A 15,850-nucleotide genomic window follows, 5' to 3' on the forward strand; every position below is an offset into this window, starting at 1 on the left:
GGCTCCTCCACCCGCACCCACGTCAGCCGAGACTTCGGCACCGACGTCGCTACCGACACGGACGCCGGTAGGCGCCGGAGGCGCTGTCCGTAAGCGGTCATAGCCGTTACGCTCATTCCCGTGTCGCCTGGTATGCCGACCCACGTGCCGCGGGTGGCCGTCGTCATCCCCGCGCGCGACGAGGCCGCCCGGGTGGCCTCGACCGTCCGGGCCGCGGCGAAGGTTCCCGGCGTCGACCTCGTGGTCGTCGTCGACGACGGTTCCGGTGACGCGACCGCCCAGCGTGCTCAGGAGGCCGGCGCGGTCGTCGTCGGCCACCGCCGCTCACGCGGGAAGGCCGCCGCGATGACGACCGGTGCGAAGACGGTGGCGGCCATCGACTCGCGGGAGGACCGCACCGCTCCTCGTCATCTGCTGTTCCTGGACGCCGACCTCGAGGAGAGCGCCGCCGAGGCCGAACGGCTGCTCCGCCCGGTCCTCGACGGCGCGGCCGACATGACCATCGCGACCATGCCCGCGCAGAGCGGAGGCGCGGGCGGTGGCCACGGCTTCGTCGTACGCCTCGCCCGTTCCGGCATCAGTCAGGCGACCGGATGGGAGGCCACCCAGCCGCTGTGCGGGCAACGCTGCCTCACCCGGTCCGCGTTCGACCTCGCCAGCCCGCTGGCCTTCGGCTTCGGTGTCGAGGTCGGCCTGACGATCGACCTGTTACGCAAGGGGTTCCGTGTCGTCGAGGTTCCGGTCGCCTTCCAGCACCGGGTGACCGGGAGCGACTGGCGCGGTCAGATCCACCGCGGCAAGCAGTGGCTGCACGTCGCGGGCGCGCTCCTGCGCCGCGGCTCCCTGCCCGTACGGCCCCTGCTGTCGCTGCTGCCCATCCCCGCCGCCCGGGTCGGGCGGGGGAACCGAAACCGCGCGGGCCGGTGAGCGCGTCCACGACCGCCGCGCTTCCCTCTGACACCGTCCCCACGGCCGACCGCACCGGCCGGCTCGCCCTGGTCTCCACCGGCGCCAGCATCGCGCTGTTCACCGTGACCGGGCTGCTCGGCCCGTCCGTCGTCGTCCTCACCCTGCCGCAGCGGGCCGCCTGGCGCCCGCCGTACTGGTGGGACGCGCATCCACCACCGTCGCTGGTCGTCGGACTCGCGCTGGGCGGCCTCGTCGTCGGTGCGTACGGCCTGTATCTCGGCTTCCGAGCCCTCGCCGCGGGCTGGCGGCCCCGACCGGCCCGACTGGTCGCCCTCGGAGTGGTCGGCGTGACCGCACTGACGCTGGTGCCGCCGATGACCTCGGGCGACGTCCTCATGTACGCCGCCTACGGTCGCATCGCCGAGCTGGGCGGCGACCCGTACCACGCCTCCCCGGCCGACGTCGCCATGCTCGGCTACGACCCGGTGGTCGCGGCGATCGAGCGGCCGTGGCAGGACGCCACCTCCGTCTACGGTCCGGTCGGCACCTGGCTGCAGCAGGCGGCCGCCTGGCTCGGCGCCGGCTCGACCCACGCGACCGTGTTCGGGCTGCAGGTCACCAACGCAGTCGCCTTCCTCGCCATCGGCTGCCTGAGCCTGGTCCTGGCCGGGCGGGACCCCGCGGCCCGGGCCCGCGCCGCGCTGTGCGTGCTGGCCAACCCGATCCTGATCTGGGCGGTGGTCGCGGGCGCGCACAACGACGCGCAGGCCGTGGTCTTCGCGGTCGCCGCGCTGGTGGTGGTGCGCAGGTCGCCGTTCGCTGCCGGCCTCCTGCTCGGCCTCGGCGGTTCGGTGAAGCTGACCGTCGGTCTGTACGGGCTCGCGCTGGTGTGGAGTCTGCGCCGGTCGCCGCGGTCGATGGTGATGCTGTGCCTGGGCTCGCTGGTGACGCTCGGCGGGACGTACGTGTTCGCGGGACCGCACGTGTTCGACCGGGTACTGATGGCGCCGAGCTTCGTCTCCTCCGGTACGCCGTGGCGGCTGCTGTTCGGGCCGCTGCACCTGTTCGTGTTGCCCGAGTCGGCGGCCCGGGCGCTGATCGGCGTGGCATCGGCAGTCACGACGGTGCTGCTCGCCGCCCTGCTGTGGCGGGCGCTGCCGGGACCGGGGATCCGGCCCGCGGACGAGGACGGGCGCGGTGATCCCAGACCCGAGGCGGTGCGCGCCGCCGCGGCGCTGTGCCTGGCCTGGGTGTTCACGACGCAGTACAGCCTGCCGTGGTACGACCTGCTCGGGTGGGTGCCACTCGCCGCCCTGCTCGCCAGCCGGCTCGACCCGATGGTGGTGGTGCGCTCGGGGATGATGGCGATGGCCTACGTGCCCGGCCGGGTGGTCGAGCTTCCCTCCGGACTGGGCTTCGTCGTCGACCGGATCCGGGACACCGTGACGCCGCTGGTCCAGTTCGCGGTCCTGGTGTGGCTGGTGCGCTGGTGCGTCCAACGCGGAGACCACGCCGGACCGAGAGAGGATGTGGGTATGCGCACGCGTTCGGGCGGCTCGTGGTCCCGGTTCGGAGACGGACCGCCCATCCTGCTCTACGACGGCGACTGCGCCTTCTGCACCCGCAGCGTGGACGTCCTCGAGCGGTGGACGCACACCCGTGCGCAGTTGCTGCCCTGGCAGTTCGCCGACCTCGCGGCGGTGGGGACGACACAGGCCCGGGCCGAACGCGAGGTGCTCTGGGTGGGGCAGGACGGCCGCATCGACGGCGGCGCGCAGGCCGTGGCCCGGCTGCTGCTGCACGCCAGAGGCGGCTGGTCCGTCCTCGGAGCCCTGCTGCGCGTTCCGCCGGTGCGCTGGATCGCCCACGTCGTCTACCGCGCCATCGCCAACAACCGTCACCGACTCCCGGGCGGTACCCCCGCCTGCGCACTCCCGGCACAGGACCGGCCCGGAGGCGGCGGCCCCTGACGCCGGAGCGTGCGTGTCGGCTGCGGTCATCGGGGAACGATCAGGGCATTTCTCGCGTCTGCCTGTCGAACGGCCGCACGGGATCGCCCCGTGCACCGCGACAACCGAACGTGACCGAACGCCGGCCACCTCCCGCTCCTGCGTGGCGCACCGGAGGGTCGCGGTTGGAGAGGGAACGACCGGCGCCGGTTCGCCCGGTGGAAACCCGGTGGAAGAGGTGCGGCGATGACCGCGACAGTGGAAACGACCGTGCTCGCGCGGTGGGATGCGCTGGCCCGCGAGCACCACGTCCCCTGGACCGACGTGCTGCTGATCGGCGTCAACCTGTACGGCATCCGCACTCCGCTCGGTGCCCGCGTCCGGCTCCGGGTGCGGGTCGCGGGTGAGCGGACGTCCCGGCTGGTCGTCGTCCCCTCCGGCCGACCCGACTCGCCCTTCGAGGTGTTGGGCGATCGGCTGTGCGTCGACGGCCGGCGGGTCGCGACCATCGAACGACGGGCCCTGGACGACGCCGTACCCGGCTACCTCCGGCGCCGGGACGGACGGCGCTGGCGGGCCGCGACCCTGAACCCGAACTCGCGGAGCAGGTGCACCGGGTGCGCGTTCTGCCCGACGTCGCTGGAGGACGCCGTCGATCCGCGGCTGCGGCTGGAGGACGAGATCTCCGCCCTCCTCGCGGGACTGGAGGCGCAGCTCCCGCCCGGCGGCTCGCTCGGCGACCTGACGGAGATGACGATCTCCACCGGGTGCTTCCACACCGAGGCCGCCGCCCTCACGCACCTGCGCACGGTGCGACGGGTGCTGACCGACCGGGGGCTGACGCCGCGGATCGGCCTGCTCACCTCGGTTCTGCGCAGCCAGGCCGCGTTCGAGGAGATCGCCGCCGAGGTCGGGCCGTTCCTGCTCTACCTCACCGCGGAGTGCGGCTCCCGGCGTGACGTCCTGCTCAAGTCCAGCAAGGCGAGCCTGCTGCCGGAGGAGATGCCCGACCTGTTGGCCCGGGCCGGTGCCGCCGGGCTGGAGACGTCGTTCACGTACGTCGCCGGTCTCGACCCGTACGCCGAGATGCGCGACTTCCTGCTCTCTGCTGCCGCACGCCACGGTCTTCCCGTCCGTGCAGATCTACCAGTCGCACACCACCTTGATGGACCTGCTGCGCTCGGAGGAGGCCGGTGACCTGGGCTACTACCTGCGCATCCGGCATGAGCTCGAACGCGCCGCCGCCCCGATGGGGCTGGTCCCGGAACGATGGCGGTGCTACCGCCCGCTGTGGTACTCGACGTACGCCGGTCGGTCCCTGACAGGTCCGTGCCGATGACGCGGCTCACGGTCCGCGGGCGCCGCCACGACCATGCAGGAGCGCGGGCCTACGTGCTCGACCGCCGGATCACCGGCCACGACAGCTTCCGACCGGCCGACCTGCTCGTCGAGGGCTCCCCGAGTCACCGGACGCTCGCCCGGGTGCGGGTGCTCACCCTCGACGATCTGACGCTGGTCTGTCCGCTTCCCGACCAGCCGGCGCTGACGCAGGAGTGGGAGGGCGTCCTGGTGCTGCCGGACACCCCTCGCGCCACGGACCTGCCCGCCGACCTGGCCGCGTCCCTCGCCGCCGTCGGGATCACGCCCGACCGGATCGAGGAGGCGCAGCGCCGCTATCTCGCCGGCTTCGTGGCCGAGGCGCGGCCGGGGCCGACGCGGGACGCGCGGGTGGCGGTCGCCGTGTCCGCCGTACGTCGGGGCCTGGCGGACTGACCCGGCTGAGTCGGCTGACTGGGACGGCCCCACCGGGCGCTCAGCGGCTGTACAGCTCGAACGACACGGCCGGCCGGCCACCGAAGCGGTCCGCTGTGCCCGCGGCGAAGCGCCGCAGCAGGTCACTGGCGTACTCCACCGGATCGTGGTCGCCCAGGCCCTCGATGTAGGCGCGGTGCTCGGCGAGGGAGGCGATCGCCTTGTCCAGCGTGTGGCCGACGTCGACCGCGTGGGAGGGGAACGGGGATCCGGCGACCGCGACCCAGCGCACGCCGTTCCACGGGGCGAAGCCCTCCTCGACCAGCTCCGGGAAGACCCAGCGGTTGCCGGCGTCGCCCGCGGCGGCCAGGACGGCCCGCCCGACGGCCTGGTGGTCGGGGGTGTTCCACGCACCTGGCCCCCAGGTGTCGTGATGGTTCAGGGTGACGAGGAGCTCGGGCTGGTGCCGGCGGATCGCCCGGGCGAGGTCGCGGCGCAGGTCGAGGCTCTCCTCGATCACGCCGTCCCGGTAGCCGAGGAACTCCACCTCGTCCACGCCCACCACGGCGGCGCTGGAGCGCTGCTCCTGCTCCCGGACCCGCTCGGCCTGCTCCGGTGGCATGCCGTCGATACCGGCCTCGCCTCGCGTCACGAGGAGGTAGTGGACCTCGTGCCCGGCGGCGGTCCAGGCGGCGATCGCCCCGGCCGCGCCGTACTCCAGGTCGTCTGGATGTGCGACGACCGCGAGACAGCGGCGCCAGTCCGTCGGCATGGGCTCCAGATCAGCCACGTGGTCGGTCATGGGGGACTCCCTCCAGTCCGATACGGCCCGCTCAACCTATCCACATCGGGTCCGTTGCTGGAGAACCCGGTCACCGTCGGGGCCTCAGGCGGGCGTCGACACCACGCGCGGCCGGGCCCGGGGCGGCGCGCATACTGGCCCCGTGACCGGACCCGTTCACTCCCACGTCGACCCCAACCCGCAGTCCAGTCTCGACTCGGGCGGCACGGGTGAACCCCGAACACCGGAGTCCGTCGAAGCGCAGCGCTCCGCGGTGACCTACTGGCGGGAGCACTGGCGACGCCAGGCGGTGGCAGAGCGGGCGGCCCTGGACCAGGGCGAGCCATGGGCGCTTCCGCTGGTGGTGCGGGTCGAGAAGACCGATCCCCCGACGCACGAGGACGCGATCGCGGCGTCGGCCCTGGCCGTCGTACGCCTGCTCGCGGATCCAGACAGCGCACCGGGCGGACAATGGCACGCCGACCTCGAACGCTGGACGGACGGCCGGATCCGCAAGGTCGTCCGCCGGGCCCGTGGTGTCCGCTGGCCGGAGGTCTCCGACCTCCCCGGCGTCACCGTCGAGGTGGCGACGGCGCAGGTGCGCGCGCTGTTGCCGCACCCGGTCTCGCAGGCTCCGGCGGTGGTGGCCAGGCTGCAGGTGCAGGGCCTTGACCTCTCGCCCCGCTCGGTCCGGGCGCTCGCGGTGGACGCGGCTGGCGACGCGGACGACAGAGGAAACGCGGACGCGGTGGACTCGGTGGACTCGGGGGACGCGGTGCCGGACGCCGACGTGCGCGACGGCGAGGTTCCGGTCGACCGGCCGCAGTCGAACGGCGTTCCCGGTGCCGGGGGCCGGCCTGGAGAGGCGCGACCCGCGGAACCCCGGCCGGCCGGCGAGGCCCCGGGACGTGAGCTGGCCCGGACCGGTCCGCGCGAGTCGGGAGCGCCTGTGCTCTCGATCGTGCTGGCGCCTTCGGTGCCGATGACGACCGGCAAGGCGTGCGCCCAGGTGGGGCACGCCGCCCAGCTCGGGATGCTCGAACTCGACCAGGACCTCGTCCTCGCCTGGACGGAGGCCGGCTTTCCGCTGCGGGTCGTCGAGGGGACGCCGACTACCTGGGCGCGGATCCTGTCCGGCACGGTGCGCGCGGCCCTGGTCCAGGACGCCGGCTACACCGAGGTCGAGCCGGGCACCCGTACCTGCGCGGCGACCTTCGGCTGACCGCCCGCTGACAGGTGCTGGCCGATTGCTGGCCGAATGCTGACCGCCTGCTGGCCGAACCTGTCCTGTCTTCGGGAAGCGGATGCATGAAGCGCAGGCTCTTAGGTTAGCCTTACTTTGCTTCCTAGTCCCGACCTGATCGGAGCCGGCCGGATGTCCACGACCACCGTGAAGAGAGCCTCCCGCCCCCTTCGTCGACGGCCCGCACCGGCGATGGGCTTCTTCCGGACCGAGGTGACCGGCGTACGGCAGCTCACCCCCAGCATGATCCGGGTCAGCCTCGGCGGCCCCGACCTCGCCAGCTTCGTCAACGATGGTCCCGACCAGCGGATCAAGATCTTCCTGCCGTTGCCGGGCCAGCAGGACCCCATGCTGCCGACCGAGCTGGGCGAGCACGACAACTGGTTCGCCGCCTACCGCGCCATTGCGGCGGACATCCGTCCGACCATGCGGACGTACACGCTCCGCCGGCACCGTCCGGAGACCGGCGAGGTGGACGTCGACTTCGCCATCCACGGCGACCTCGGCCCTGCCTCCCGCTGGGCGACGACGGCGAAGCGCGGCGACTCGCTCACGATCTTCGGCCCGTACGCCGACTACGACCCGACTCCCGGCACCGACTGGCAGCTGCTGCTCGGCGACGAGACGGCCCTGCCCGCGATCGGCGCGATCGTCGAGTCGTTGCCGGCCGGCGTGCAGGTGCACGCGTTCGTGGAGGTCGACGACGAGGCCGAGCAGCAGTCGTACCTCACGATGGGCGACGTGACCTTCACCTGGGTCCACCGGCACACAACCGCGAACGCGCTGCCGACCGCGACCTCCGGGTCGGAGGCGAACGCCGCCCAGGCCGGTGGCAGCGTCCAGGTCAGGTCCGCGAGGGGCCCGCTGCTCGACGCCGTACGCGCGGCGGAACTCCCGACCGGCAAGCCCTACGTCTGGCTCGGTGGCGAGGCCGGCGCGGTGAAGGAACTGCGCCGGCACCTGGTGAACGAGCGTGGGATCGCTCGGGAGGACCTCTACTTCGTCGGGTACTGGCGCCGCGGCCGCAGCGAGGACGACGCCTACGCCGCCGCCGAGCGTGGCGAGGTCGACGAACTCGACGACTAGGTCGTGTCCTAGCCCCGGATCAGAGCTGGATCAGAGCTGGCTGGATCAGAGCTGGACCGGTGTCAGCGCCTGGCGCAGGCTGGGTGGCCCCGCGTAGAGGAGACCCGTCATCCCGGCCACGCGGGCCGCGTCGACGTTGCCTGCCTGGTCGTCGACGAACAGGCAGCGGGTGACGTCGACCCCGGCGATCGCGGCGGCGTGCACGTAGACGCGGGAGTCGGGCTTGGCGACGCCGATCCGTGCGGTGTTGACGATCGCGTCCACCTGGTCGAGGAGGCCGAGGGCGGCGAGATCGTCCTCCAGGCGCGTCGTGGCGTTCGTGACCAGGACCACCGGGACGTGTGCGCGGGCCGCGGCGAGGATCGCGAGGACGTCCGGGTCGACCCGGCCGACCGGACGTGACCACGCCTCGACCAGCGTCCGTGCGCGGTCGGCCGAGCCGCACAGGTCGTGCAGGTCCTCGGCGATCCCGGCCCGCCACTCGGCGTCACTGACCTGCCCGGTGATCGCCGGCAGCAGCCGGGTGGGATGGAACAGGGTCGCCGCCAGCGTGCCCGTCGCGAGGCCGTAGCCCACCTCGAGGTCACCCAGGATGGCCGGGTCCCAGTGGCGTAGGACTCCGTCCAGGTCACACAGGACGGCGTCGAAGGGCAGCGGGTTCATGGGCGCCGATGATTCCACGGAGTACGCCGACGGGTCTCCCACTTATCGGCGACCGTCGTCCACCGCTGTGGAAACACGCCGCGATTTCTGTGGAAAACGCGGGTAGGCCTGTGGAGAGGGCTGCGGTCGTGGCGCGTCAAGATCGCCTTGCGGTAGGACATGGCAAGGTCGCAATCAGGACGATTCGCCGTGCTCAGTGGAAGTCGCGAGACATCGTGCGGATGTTGAGTGGAAGGCGGGCGAATTTCTCGGCGACCAGGTTGGTCACGCCTTCCGCACGTTCGAGTCGGCCCCGGATCAGGAGAGCTGGGGAGTCTCGGGCCACTCGTCGGTGGCGGTTCCACACAGCCTGTGGACAAATGATGTTGATCATGCCCGTCTCGTCCTCCAGGTTGAGGAACGTGACCCCCGCCGCGGTGGCGGGTCGCTGGCGATGGATGACAACACCGCCGACCAGGATGCGGCGGCCGTTCTCGACCGTGCGCAGACGGGCGGCCGGGATCACTCCCAGCTCCTCGAGTTTGTCCCGCACGTGCCGGGTCGGGTAGTCGTCCGGGGAGATCCCGGTGGCCCACAGGTCGGCCATGACGTGTTCGGCGGCGTTCATGTCGGGGAGCAACGGAACCTGCTCCGGGATCGGCGTTCCGGACCCCCGCGCCGAACCCGCCCGAGGTGTGGGTGCGGCCGCGGGAGTGGCGTGTCTGGGCGCGGCGACGGTGGGCGTGGTGGCAGGGGTGGCGGCGGCGTCCCTCCGGGCTGGAGCGGTGGCCTTCGCCGCCGGAGTCCCCGGGGCAGTCGGGGCCGCCGGGGTCAGGTGGTCGGGGCGTTCCTGGGCGGCGCTTCCGGCGAGCCACAGCGCCTCCCGGCGAGACAGGCCGAAGCACCCGAAGGCCCCCGCGGTGGCCAGTGCCTCCATCTGCGCCGCGGTCAGCCCGACCCGCCGGACGAGGTCGGCCTGGTCGGCGTAGGGGCCGTTGGTCTCGCGCTCGGTGACGATCCGGGTGGCGAGGTCCGCGCCGATCGACTTCACCCCCGCGAGGCCCAGGCGTACGGCGAACAGCCCGTCCCGGCGGTGTCGGGCGTCCTCGACCGGGCCGTCCGGATCGAACGGCCCGGTCATCGGATGCTGCTCGGCCACACACGCCGGATCTCCGGTGGCCGGCGAGGTCGCCTGCTCGGCGGCTCCGTCCTTCGTGGCGGCAATCGATCCGGCCTCTTCGGCGCCGGCCCGCTCGGACGTGACTGGGGCTGGTTCCAGGTCGGCGTGAACGCCGGACGCGTGCAGGTCGGCGCGGCGGACCTCGACGCCGTGCCGGCGGGCGTCGGCGACCAGACTCTGCGGGGAGTAGAAACCCATCGGCTGGGCCCGGAGCAGCCCGGCGAGGAACATCGCCGGATAGTGCAGCTTGAACCATGCGCTGGCATAGACGAGCAGAGCGAAGCTGATCGAGTGGCTCTCGGCGAACCCGAAGTTGGCGAAGGCCTCGATCTTTTCGTAGATCATGTCGGCGGTGTCGCCGGTGATGCCGCGCGCCGCCATGCCGGCGTACAGCTTCTCCCGCAGTGAGGAGATCTTCTCCAGCCCTCGCTTGGAGCCCATCGCCCGGCGCAGCAGGTCGGCGTCGTCGCCGGTGCATCCACCGACCTCCATGGCGATCTGCATCAGCTGTTCCTGGAACAGCGGGACGCCGAGGGTGCGTTCCAGCGCGGGCGCCAGGGTGGGATGCGGAGGCGTCGGAGGTTCGCGGCCGAGCTTGCGGCGGATGTAGGGGTGGACGGCGCCGCCCTGGATCGGGCCGGGGCGGATGAGAGCGATCTCGATGACGAGGTCGTAGAACCGGCGCGGCCGAAGCCGGGGCAGCGTCGCCATCTGCGCGCGACTCTCGACCTGGAACACCCCGACCGAATCGGCTCGGCAGAGCATGTCGTAGACGCCCGGCTCCTCCTTGGGGATGGTCGCGAGCGACCAGTCCTCACCGACGTGCTGGCGGATCCCGTCCATCGTGTACTGCAGAACGGCGAGCATGCCGAGCCCGAGCAAGTCGAACTTGACAAGGCCCATCCAGGCGCAGTCGTCCTTGTCCCATTGGAGAACCGTGCGGCCGTCCATCCGGCCGTGTTCGATCGGACAGACCTCGCCCACCGGACGGTCGGTCAGCACCATCCCGCCGGAGTGGATGCCGAGATGGCGCGGGAACTTCAACAGCTCCTCGGCCATCGCGACGACGGGCCCGGGAACGTCGGAGTCCTCCGTGGTCGCCGTGGACCCCCACGAGTCGACCTGCTTGGACCAGGCGTCCTGCTGCCCGGTGCTGTGGCCGAGCGCCTTCGCCATGTCGCGGACCGCCATCTTCGGGCGGTAGCTGATGACGTTGGCCACCTGGGCGGCGTTGTAACGGCCGTACTTCTCATAGACGTACTGGATGACCTCCTCGCGGCGGTCGGAGTCGAAGTCGACGTCGATGTCGGGCTCCTCCTCGCGGGTCGCGGACAGGAAGCGCTCGAACGGGAGGTTGTAGAAGATGGCGTCGACCGCGGTGATGCCGAGGACGTAGCAGACCGCCGAGTTGGCCGCGGATCCCCTGCCCTGGCAGAGGATGTTCCTGCTCTTCGCGAAGTTGACGATGTCGTGGACGATGAGGAAGTAACCGGGGAAGTCCTTCTCCTCGATGACGCGGAGCTCCTTCTCCAGCCGTGCGTAGGTCTCCTCGCGGAGCCGGCCGGTGTAGGTGCCGTAGGCGCGTTCGGCTCCCTGGCGGACCAGATGGCGCAGCCACCGCATCGGCGTGTAGCCCTCGGGGACGTCCTGCCGCGGCAGCCGCGGCTTCGCCTTCCGCAGCGAGAACGCCAACGCCTCGGCGTAGTCGACCGTCCTGGCCACAGCGCCCGGGTAGCGGGCGAACCGCGCGGCCATCTCCGCACCCGACCGCAGGTGGGCGGCGCCGGCGGCGGGCAGCCACCCGTCGATCTCGTCGAGGCTGCGCCGAGAGCGGACAGCGGCGAGCGCGGTCGCCAGCGGCCGGCGCTCGGGGGTGGCGAAGTGGACGTTGTTGGTGGCGACGACCGGCAGCCGCCGGACCCGGGCGAGCTCGGCCAACGCGTCGTTGTGGCCGGAGTCGAGCGGGTAGCCGTGGTCGATGAGCTCCACCGCGATGTTGTCCTGGCCGAACAGCCCGACCAACCGGTCGAGCTCACGCCCAGCCGCGTCGGCGCCCTCCCGGAGGAGAGCCTGCCGCACCGTGCCCTTGCGACAGCCGGTGAGCACCAGCCAGTTTCCCCCGGCCCTGGCCGCGAGGTCGTCGAGGTCGTAGACCGGCCGGCCCTTCTCGCCGCCACGCAGCTGCGCTTCGGTGAGCGCTCCCGCGAGCCGGTGGTAACCCTCCTCACCGCGGGCCAGAGCCAGGAGATGGCTGCCCTCGGGGTCGGGGATGCCGTTCTGCGGTTGGGACAGGCCGAGGGACATCTCCGCGCCGAAGATCGTCGCCAGCCGGTAGTCGGCGAGCTCGGCGGCCTCGGCCATCCGGACCACGCCGTAGAAGCCGTCATGGTCGGTGAGGGCGAGCGCCTGAAGACCCAGGCGCACGGCCTCCTCGACCAACTCCTCGGGGTGGCTCGCGCCGTCGAGGAAGCTGAAGTTGGAGTGGCAGTGGAGCTCGGCGTAGGGCACCACCGGCCCGTCCGGGCGCTGGGGGCGTTGGTCGGGCGGTGGGTCGTAGGGCGGCCGGACGGAAGTCCAGGCTGGGCTGTCGCCACCGTCGGCGCCGCTCGGCGGACCACCCGGCCGCCGGCCGGAGAGCATGCGCTCGAGCTCCGACCAGGGCATCCGCGGGTTGTTCCACCCCATCAGGACCACCCCGCCCGGGCGCCCGGGGAACGAGGTCGCTCAGTCATAGCAGGCCTCGATCCACCAGCGGCCGTTCTCGTGCAACAGGACGAACGCGCTCCCGTCGGCGCAGGCGACCTGGAACCGCGAGTAGTGGCGAGCGGCCTGGGGATCCCACCACCGCTCGTCGACCGGCCACGGCCCGGCCCAGCCCACGATCGGCAGCGTGGCGGCCCCGGAGTCGGCGTTCGGCCGGGTCAGGACCCGACACTCGCCCGACATCTCGCCGCGTCCGCCGACGTCGACCACCTGACCGGTCGGGTCGAGTACGTCGACCGGCTCGGGGGAGGAAAGGACCGTGGACGGGGCCGGAGGCGGAAGATGCCCCGTCCACGGTGGCTCGGTGGGGCGGGTGGGGGTCAGCTCGTCGCCCCACGGCACCCAGGTGACGCGTTCGGTGGCGGCCCGTCCACCGGACAGGACGGCGGTCACCACGCCTTCGTGCCCGAGCATGCTCTGCACCCGGGTGAAGGCCCGGTGGATGCGCTCGTCGGGCGCCTGGTCTCCCCACAGCCCGTCCTGGTAGGCGCCGGTGGGAGCGACCTCGTCGGGGACCAGCCGGATCCGCACCACCCCGGAGGTCAGCTCCTGGGCGGGGCCTCCGGTGCTCGTGCGGGTCCCCTGCAGCTGCCAGCGGACCCGGTCGACCACATCGGGTGCGTTGAACCAGCGGGGATGCCGCCACTGCCGGCTGCCCGGCTCGTCGCGTTCGGTCTCGACCTCCACCCGCAGGCAGGTGCAGACCAGGTCGCGCTCGGCGAGGCCGGCCACCAGCTGGTCGGACGCGCCACGGATCGCGAAGGCCACGTGATCGACCCGGTCGACGGGTGGCTCGAAGGTGACCTCGGTGGCGAGCTCCGGTGGTGGCCGGCGGGTGGCGAGGGTGCGGGGGTCACGGCCGGCGGCGAGTCGGTGGGCGGCCACTCCGTCGTTGCCGAACCGCCCGAGAACGTTCCGGGCCGGCAGGGCCGCGAACGCGCCCAGCGTGCGGATGCCCAACCGGCGGAGCAGGTCGACGAGATCCGGTCGGTCGAGGGTGTCGATCGACAGCGGAGCGAGACAACGGGCGGACTCACCCGCGGGGAACGCGAGATCCGCCTCGCCCGCCTGCTCCGCGAGCCGAGCGGCCTGCTCCGCCGCGAACGGGCCGTCGGCGATGCCGATCACGCTGTCGAAACCCGCCTCGGCCAGGTGCGCGCGCAGGGCGTGAGCGAACGCCTGCTCACCGCCGAAGTAGCGACTCGGGCCCCGAACCGCGAGCGCGCACATGCCCGGACGGATGATCTCGACCCCCGGCGCGAGCACCTCGACCGCGACCACGACCGGCTCGAACGCTCGGGCGTCGATCGCCGGGTCGTAGGTGAGAACGACGAGGTCGGGGCAGCGGGACTGCGCCTCCCGGATCCGCAGACCTCTCCGGACGCCGTGCTGGCGGGCGGCTTGTGAACACGCGAAGACCCGACCCCGGTCGAGCACCGCGACCGGGGCGTCGGGCGGGCATCCGGCGTCGCGTCCGGCCGCGATCACCGGCCAGTCGGGACACCACACCACCGCGGTCCGGACAGCGCTCATGCCACCACCCGAAGGTGGCGGAGAGGCGCGGTCGGCCGGCGGGGAACCATGCGGCCATCGTCGAACACGTGTTCGACGAAGTCAAGCCCGAGATCGCACACAGAAAACTTAAGTATCTGCTTGACCGTTGTCGCCGGCCGCCCTATGGTTAAGTACATGCTTGACTATCGCGGGTCGCCGGATCGGCTCTTCCACGCCCTGGCCGACCCCCATCGGCGAGCGATGGTCGAACGACTGACTCACGGGCCCGCGTCGGTCAGCGAGTTGGCGGCGCCCCTGCCGATGTCCCTGGCGGCGGTGGTACAGCACCTGAAGGTCCTGACCGACTGCGGGCTGGTCCGCTCGGAGAAGGTCGGTCGCGTCCGCACCTGTCACCTGGAGCCCGCGGGCCTACGGATGGCCGAGGAGTGGCTCCGGGGTCAGCGCACCGCCTGGGAGAACCGCCTGGACCGGCTCGGGGCCCTGCTCGCCGAGGAAGCAGATCCCGCCGAGGATTCGACCCATCGTGATGAGGAGTGACGCCATGACCGGCAGTTCCGTACCGCACCCGAACCCGCACTCGAACCAGCAGTCGACACCCGAGGCGGAGTCGCCCTCCACACTGCACTCGACGTTCAGCCTGGAACGCGCCTACGCCCTACGACCCGAACGGGTCTTCGCTGCGTGGGCCGATCCGGTCGCCAAGGCGCGTTGGTTCGCCGGCCCCGACAGCGAACACGACCTCGACTTCCGCCCCGGTGGTCGGGAGCGGGTGCTCCGCCCCGGTGATGGCGGGGACCCGACGCTGCGGTTCGAGTCGGTCTACCACGACATCGTGCCCGCTCGCCGGATCGTCTACGTCTCCGCGCTGTACGCCGACGACCGCCTGAGCACGGTGTCGCTGACGACTGTGCGGTTCGACTCCAGCGGCGAGGGAACCCACCTGCTCCTGACCGAACAGGGCACCTACCTCGACGGGCAGGAACCGCCGGGTTGGCGGGAACAGGGCACCAGCACCTGGCTCGACGCCCTCTCCGCGGAACTGGAAACGACCTAGCGCGGTGCGCGTTCGCGACGCGCTGACCCACCAAGCACGACGATCCCAGGCCTTCGAACCGGAAAGGAACCACACCATGTCCCTGACCAAAGTCCTCGCCGCCGTCCCGGTCGCCGACTTCGAGGCGTCGCTCGCGTGGTACGAACGCCTCCTCGGCCGACCGGCCGACGCCCGCCCCATGCCCGCCTTGGCGGACTGGCATCTCACCGACACCGCCTGGGTCCAGGTCCACCTCGACCGCGACCACGCCGGCCACACGGCGCTGAACTTCGCCGTCGACGACCTGGACGCTCACACCGCCGAACTCGCCGGGCGCGGCATCGCCCTGGGGAAGGTGACCATCACCGACAAGAACGCGAAACTGGCGCCCGTGACCGACCCGAGCGGTAACCGGATCACGGTCATCGAGAACCCCTCCACCTGAGCGGGGACGGCCACGACTCCCCTGTCGGGACGGTCAGTAGTAGCCCGTCTCGCCGTCGAGGAGTTCCCGGATGGTGTCGAGGTGACCAAGGTGCCGGGCGGTCTCCTCCACCATGTGGATCACCATCCAGCGCAGGGTGGCGCCGGCCGAGGTGAAGTCGGGGTGCTTGCCCACGTCGTCCAGGGAATGGGCAGCGACGATCTCGTTGGACAGCGCGCACTGCTGGCCGTACTCCTCCAGCAGCCGGGCGAGCGGGAGACCCTCGACCATCATGTCGGCGTCTTCGGGATCCTCGCTGAACTGCGGCCCGTCGGCCGGCCGTCCCAGGAAGAGGACCTCGAACCACATCTGCTCGGTCCAACGCAGGTGGGACACGATCCCCGCCATCGTCATCAGGGGCGAGGTCGCAAGGACGGACCGGTGGGCGTCGACGTCGGACAGCCCCTCACATTTCCAGTGCACGATCGCGCGCTGGGTTTCGAGCCAGCCGATGAGCTGGGTCCGTTCGTCGGCGACAAGGGGTGGGCGGATCCGGGGAGGCGTCATGGGCGC

At 72.0% G+C, this 15,850-nt stretch carries 15 protein-coding genes; 10 read left to right on the forward strand and 5 right to left on the reverse strand.

Features of this window, described 5'->3' with window-relative positions:
* Positions 1-120 precede the first annotated feature (120 nt).
* From HEB94_RS09400 to HEB94_RS09415, 5 genes are all read left to right on the forward strand, one after another.
* Positions 121-927 carry a glycosyltransferase gene (locus HEB94_RS09400; RefSeq protein WP_337917556.1) on the forward strand — a complete coding sequence of 269 codons (807 nt, stop codon included), beginning with the start codon at positions 121-123 and terminating at the stop codon, positions 925-927.
* Positions 924-2,879: a polyprenol phosphomannose-dependent alpha 1,6 mannosyltransferase MptB gene (gene mptB, locus HEB94_RS09405; protein WP_192749536.1), complete on the forward strand. Its 1,956-nt coding sequence runs from the start codon at positions 924-926 to the stop codon at positions 2,877-2,879. Before HEB94_RS09400 ends, mptB begins: the two co-directional genes overlap by 4 nt.
* A gap of 225 nt (positions 2,880-3,104) precedes the next feature.
* Entirely contained in the window at positions 3,105-4,055 is a 951-nt protein-coding gene (locus HEB94_RS09410) for a hypothetical protein (RefSeq protein WP_202896242.1), read from the forward strand.
* Entirely contained in the window at positions 4,024-4,197 is a 174-nt protein-coding gene (locus tag HEB94_RS49135) for a hypothetical protein (protein WP_202896243.1), read from the forward strand. Before HEB94_RS09410 ends, HEB94_RS49135 begins: the two co-directional genes overlap by 32 nt.
* Entirely contained in the window at positions 4,194-4,631 is a 438-nt protein-coding gene (locus HEB94_RS09415; protein ID WP_192749537.1) for a hypothetical protein, read from the forward strand. The genes HEB94_RS49135 and HEB94_RS09415 overlap by 4 nt, the downstream gene beginning before the upstream one ends.
* A gap of 40 nt (positions 4,632-4,671) precedes the next feature.
* On the opposite strand, the gene HEB94_RS09420 is transcribed toward HEB94_RS09415, so the two are convergent.
* Positions 4,672-5,412: a PIG-L deacetylase family protein gene (locus HEB94_RS09420; protein WP_192749538.1), complete on the reverse strand. Its 741-nt coding sequence runs from the start codon at positions 5,410-5,412 to the stop codon at positions 4,672-4,674.
* A 142-nt stretch (positions 5,413-5,554) separates the two neighbouring features.
* On the opposite strand from HEB94_RS09420, the gene HEB94_RS52370 reads away from it, so the two are divergent.
* Both HEB94_RS52370 and HEB94_RS09430 read left to right on the forward strand, forming a co-directional pair.
* Positions 5,555-6,613 carry a peptidyl-tRNA hydrolase gene (locus HEB94_RS52370; RefSeq protein ID WP_192749539.1) on the forward strand — a complete coding sequence of 353 codons (1,059 nt, stop codon included), beginning with the start codon at positions 5,555-5,557 and terminating at the stop codon, positions 6,611-6,613.
* A gap of 153 nt (positions 6,614-6,766) precedes the next feature.
* A complete protein-coding gene (locus tag HEB94_RS09430) occupies positions 6,767-7,720 on the forward strand; it encodes a siderophore-interacting protein (protein WP_202896244.1) in 954 nt (317 codons plus the stop codon).
* A 45-nt stretch (positions 7,721-7,765) separates the two neighbouring features.
* Here HEB94_RS09430 and HEB94_RS09435 read toward each other — a convergent pair whose 3' ends face one another.
* The 3 genes from HEB94_RS09435 to HEB94_RS09445 all read right to left on the reverse strand — a co-directional run bounded on the left by HEB94_RS09435 (position 7,766) and on the right by HEB94_RS09445 (position 13,838).
* A complete protein-coding gene (locus tag HEB94_RS09435; protein WP_192749540.1) occupies positions 7,766-8,383 on the reverse strand; it encodes an HAD family hydrolase in 618 nt (205 codons plus the stop codon).
* A gap of 193 nt (positions 8,384-8,576) precedes the next feature.
* Positions 8,577-12,227: an error-prone DNA polymerase gene (locus HEB94_RS09440; protein ID WP_192749541.1), complete on the reverse strand. Its 3,651-nt coding sequence runs from the start codon at positions 12,225-12,227 to the stop codon at positions 8,577-8,579.
* 39 nt (positions 12,228-12,266) lie between these two features.
* The gene (locus HEB94_RS09445; protein ID WP_192749542.1) at positions 12,267-13,838 is read right to left on the reverse strand and encodes a DNA polymerase Y family protein; all 1,572 of its coding nucleotides are present in this window, start codon (positions 13,836-13,838) and stop codon (positions 12,267-12,269) included.
* Between the two features lie 156 nt (positions 13,839-13,994).
* On the opposite strand from HEB94_RS09445, the gene HEB94_RS09450 reads away from it, so the two are divergent.
* The 3 genes from HEB94_RS09450 to HEB94_RS09460 all read left to right on the forward strand — a co-directional run bounded on the left by HEB94_RS09450 (position 13,995) and on the right by HEB94_RS09460 (position 15,298).
* Entirely contained in the window at positions 13,995-14,357 is a 363-nt protein-coding gene (locus HEB94_RS09450) for an ArsR/SmtB family transcription factor (protein ID WP_192749543.1), read from the forward strand.
* A gap of 4 nt (positions 14,358-14,361) precedes the next feature.
* Positions 14,362-14,874 carry an SRPBCC family protein gene (locus tag HEB94_RS09455; RefSeq protein WP_192749544.1) on the forward strand — a complete coding sequence of 171 codons (513 nt, stop codon included), beginning with the start codon at positions 14,362-14,364 and terminating at the stop codon, positions 14,872-14,874.
* 76 nt (positions 14,875-14,950) lie between these two features.
* Positions 14,951-15,298: a VOC family protein gene (locus HEB94_RS09460; protein ID WP_192749545.1), complete on the forward strand. Its 348-nt coding sequence runs from the start codon at positions 14,951-14,953 to the stop codon at positions 15,296-15,298.
* Positions 15,299-15,331: 33 nt separating this feature from the next.
* On the opposite strand, the gene HEB94_RS09465 is transcribed toward HEB94_RS09460, so the two are convergent.
* The gene (locus HEB94_RS09465; protein WP_192749546.1) at positions 15,332-15,844 is read right to left on the reverse strand and encodes a DinB family protein; all 513 of its coding nucleotides are present in this window, start codon (positions 15,842-15,844) and stop codon (positions 15,332-15,334) included.
* Between the last annotated feature and the right edge of the window lie 6 nt (positions 15,845-15,850).

Origin of the sequence: Actinopolymorpha pittospori, from assembly GCF_014873875.1 — a bacterium.
In the GTDB taxonomy this organism is placed as follows: Bacteria; Actinomycetota; Actinomycetes; order Propionibacteriales; family Actinopolymorphaceae; genus Actinopolymorpha; species Actinopolymorpha pittospori.

Bases quoted from the DNA above. Each gene is read 5' to 3' on its own strand.
- HEB94_RS49135 (WP_202896243.1), top strand. From the start codon at position 4,024: ATGGACCTGCTGCGCTCGGAGGAGGCCGGTGACCTGGGCTACTACCTG.
- HEB94_RS09415 (WP_192749537.1), top strand. From the start codon at position 4,194: ATGACGCGGCTCACGGTCCGCGGGCGCCGCCACGACCATGCAGGAGCG.
- HEB94_RS09435 (WP_192749540.1), bottom strand. From the start codon at position 8,383: ATGAACCCGCTGCCCTTCGACGCCGTCCTGTGTGACCTGGACGGAGTC.
- HEB94_RS09420 (WP_192749538.1), bottom strand. From the start codon at position 5,412: ATGACCGACCACGTGGCTGATCTGGAGCCCATGCCGACGGACTGGCGC.
- HEB94_RS09445 (WP_192749542.1), bottom strand. From the start codon at position 13,838: ATGAGCGCTGTCCGGACCGCGGTGGTGTGGTGTCCCGACTGGCCGGTG.
- HEB94_RS09460 (WP_192749545.1), top strand. From the start codon at position 14,951: ATGTCCCTGACCAAAGTCCTCGCCGCCGTCCCGGTCGCCGACTTCGAG.
- HEB94_RS09410 (WP_202896242.1), top strand. From the start codon at position 3,105: ATGACCGCGACAGTGGAAACGACCGTGCTCGCGCGGTGGGATGCGCTG.
- HEB94_RS09430 (WP_202896244.1), top strand. From the start codon at position 6,767: ATGTCCACGACCACCGTGAAGAGAGCCTCCCGCCCCCTTCGTCGACGG.
- HEB94_RS09440 (WP_192749541.1), bottom strand. From the start codon at position 12,227: ATGGGGTGGAACAACCCGCGGATGCCCTGGTCGGAGCTCGAGCGCATG.
- HEB94_RS09450 (WP_192749543.1), top strand. From the start codon at position 13,995: ATGCTTGACTATCGCGGGTCGCCGGATCGGCTCTTCCACGCCCTGGCC.
- HEB94_RS09465 (WP_192749546.1), bottom strand. From the start codon at position 15,844: ATGACGCCTCCCCGGATCCGCCCACCCCTTGTCGCCGACGAACGGACC.
- HEB94_RS09455 (WP_192749544.1), top strand. From the start codon at position 14,362: ATGACCGGCAGTTCCGTACCGCACCCGAACCCGCACTCGAACCAGCAG.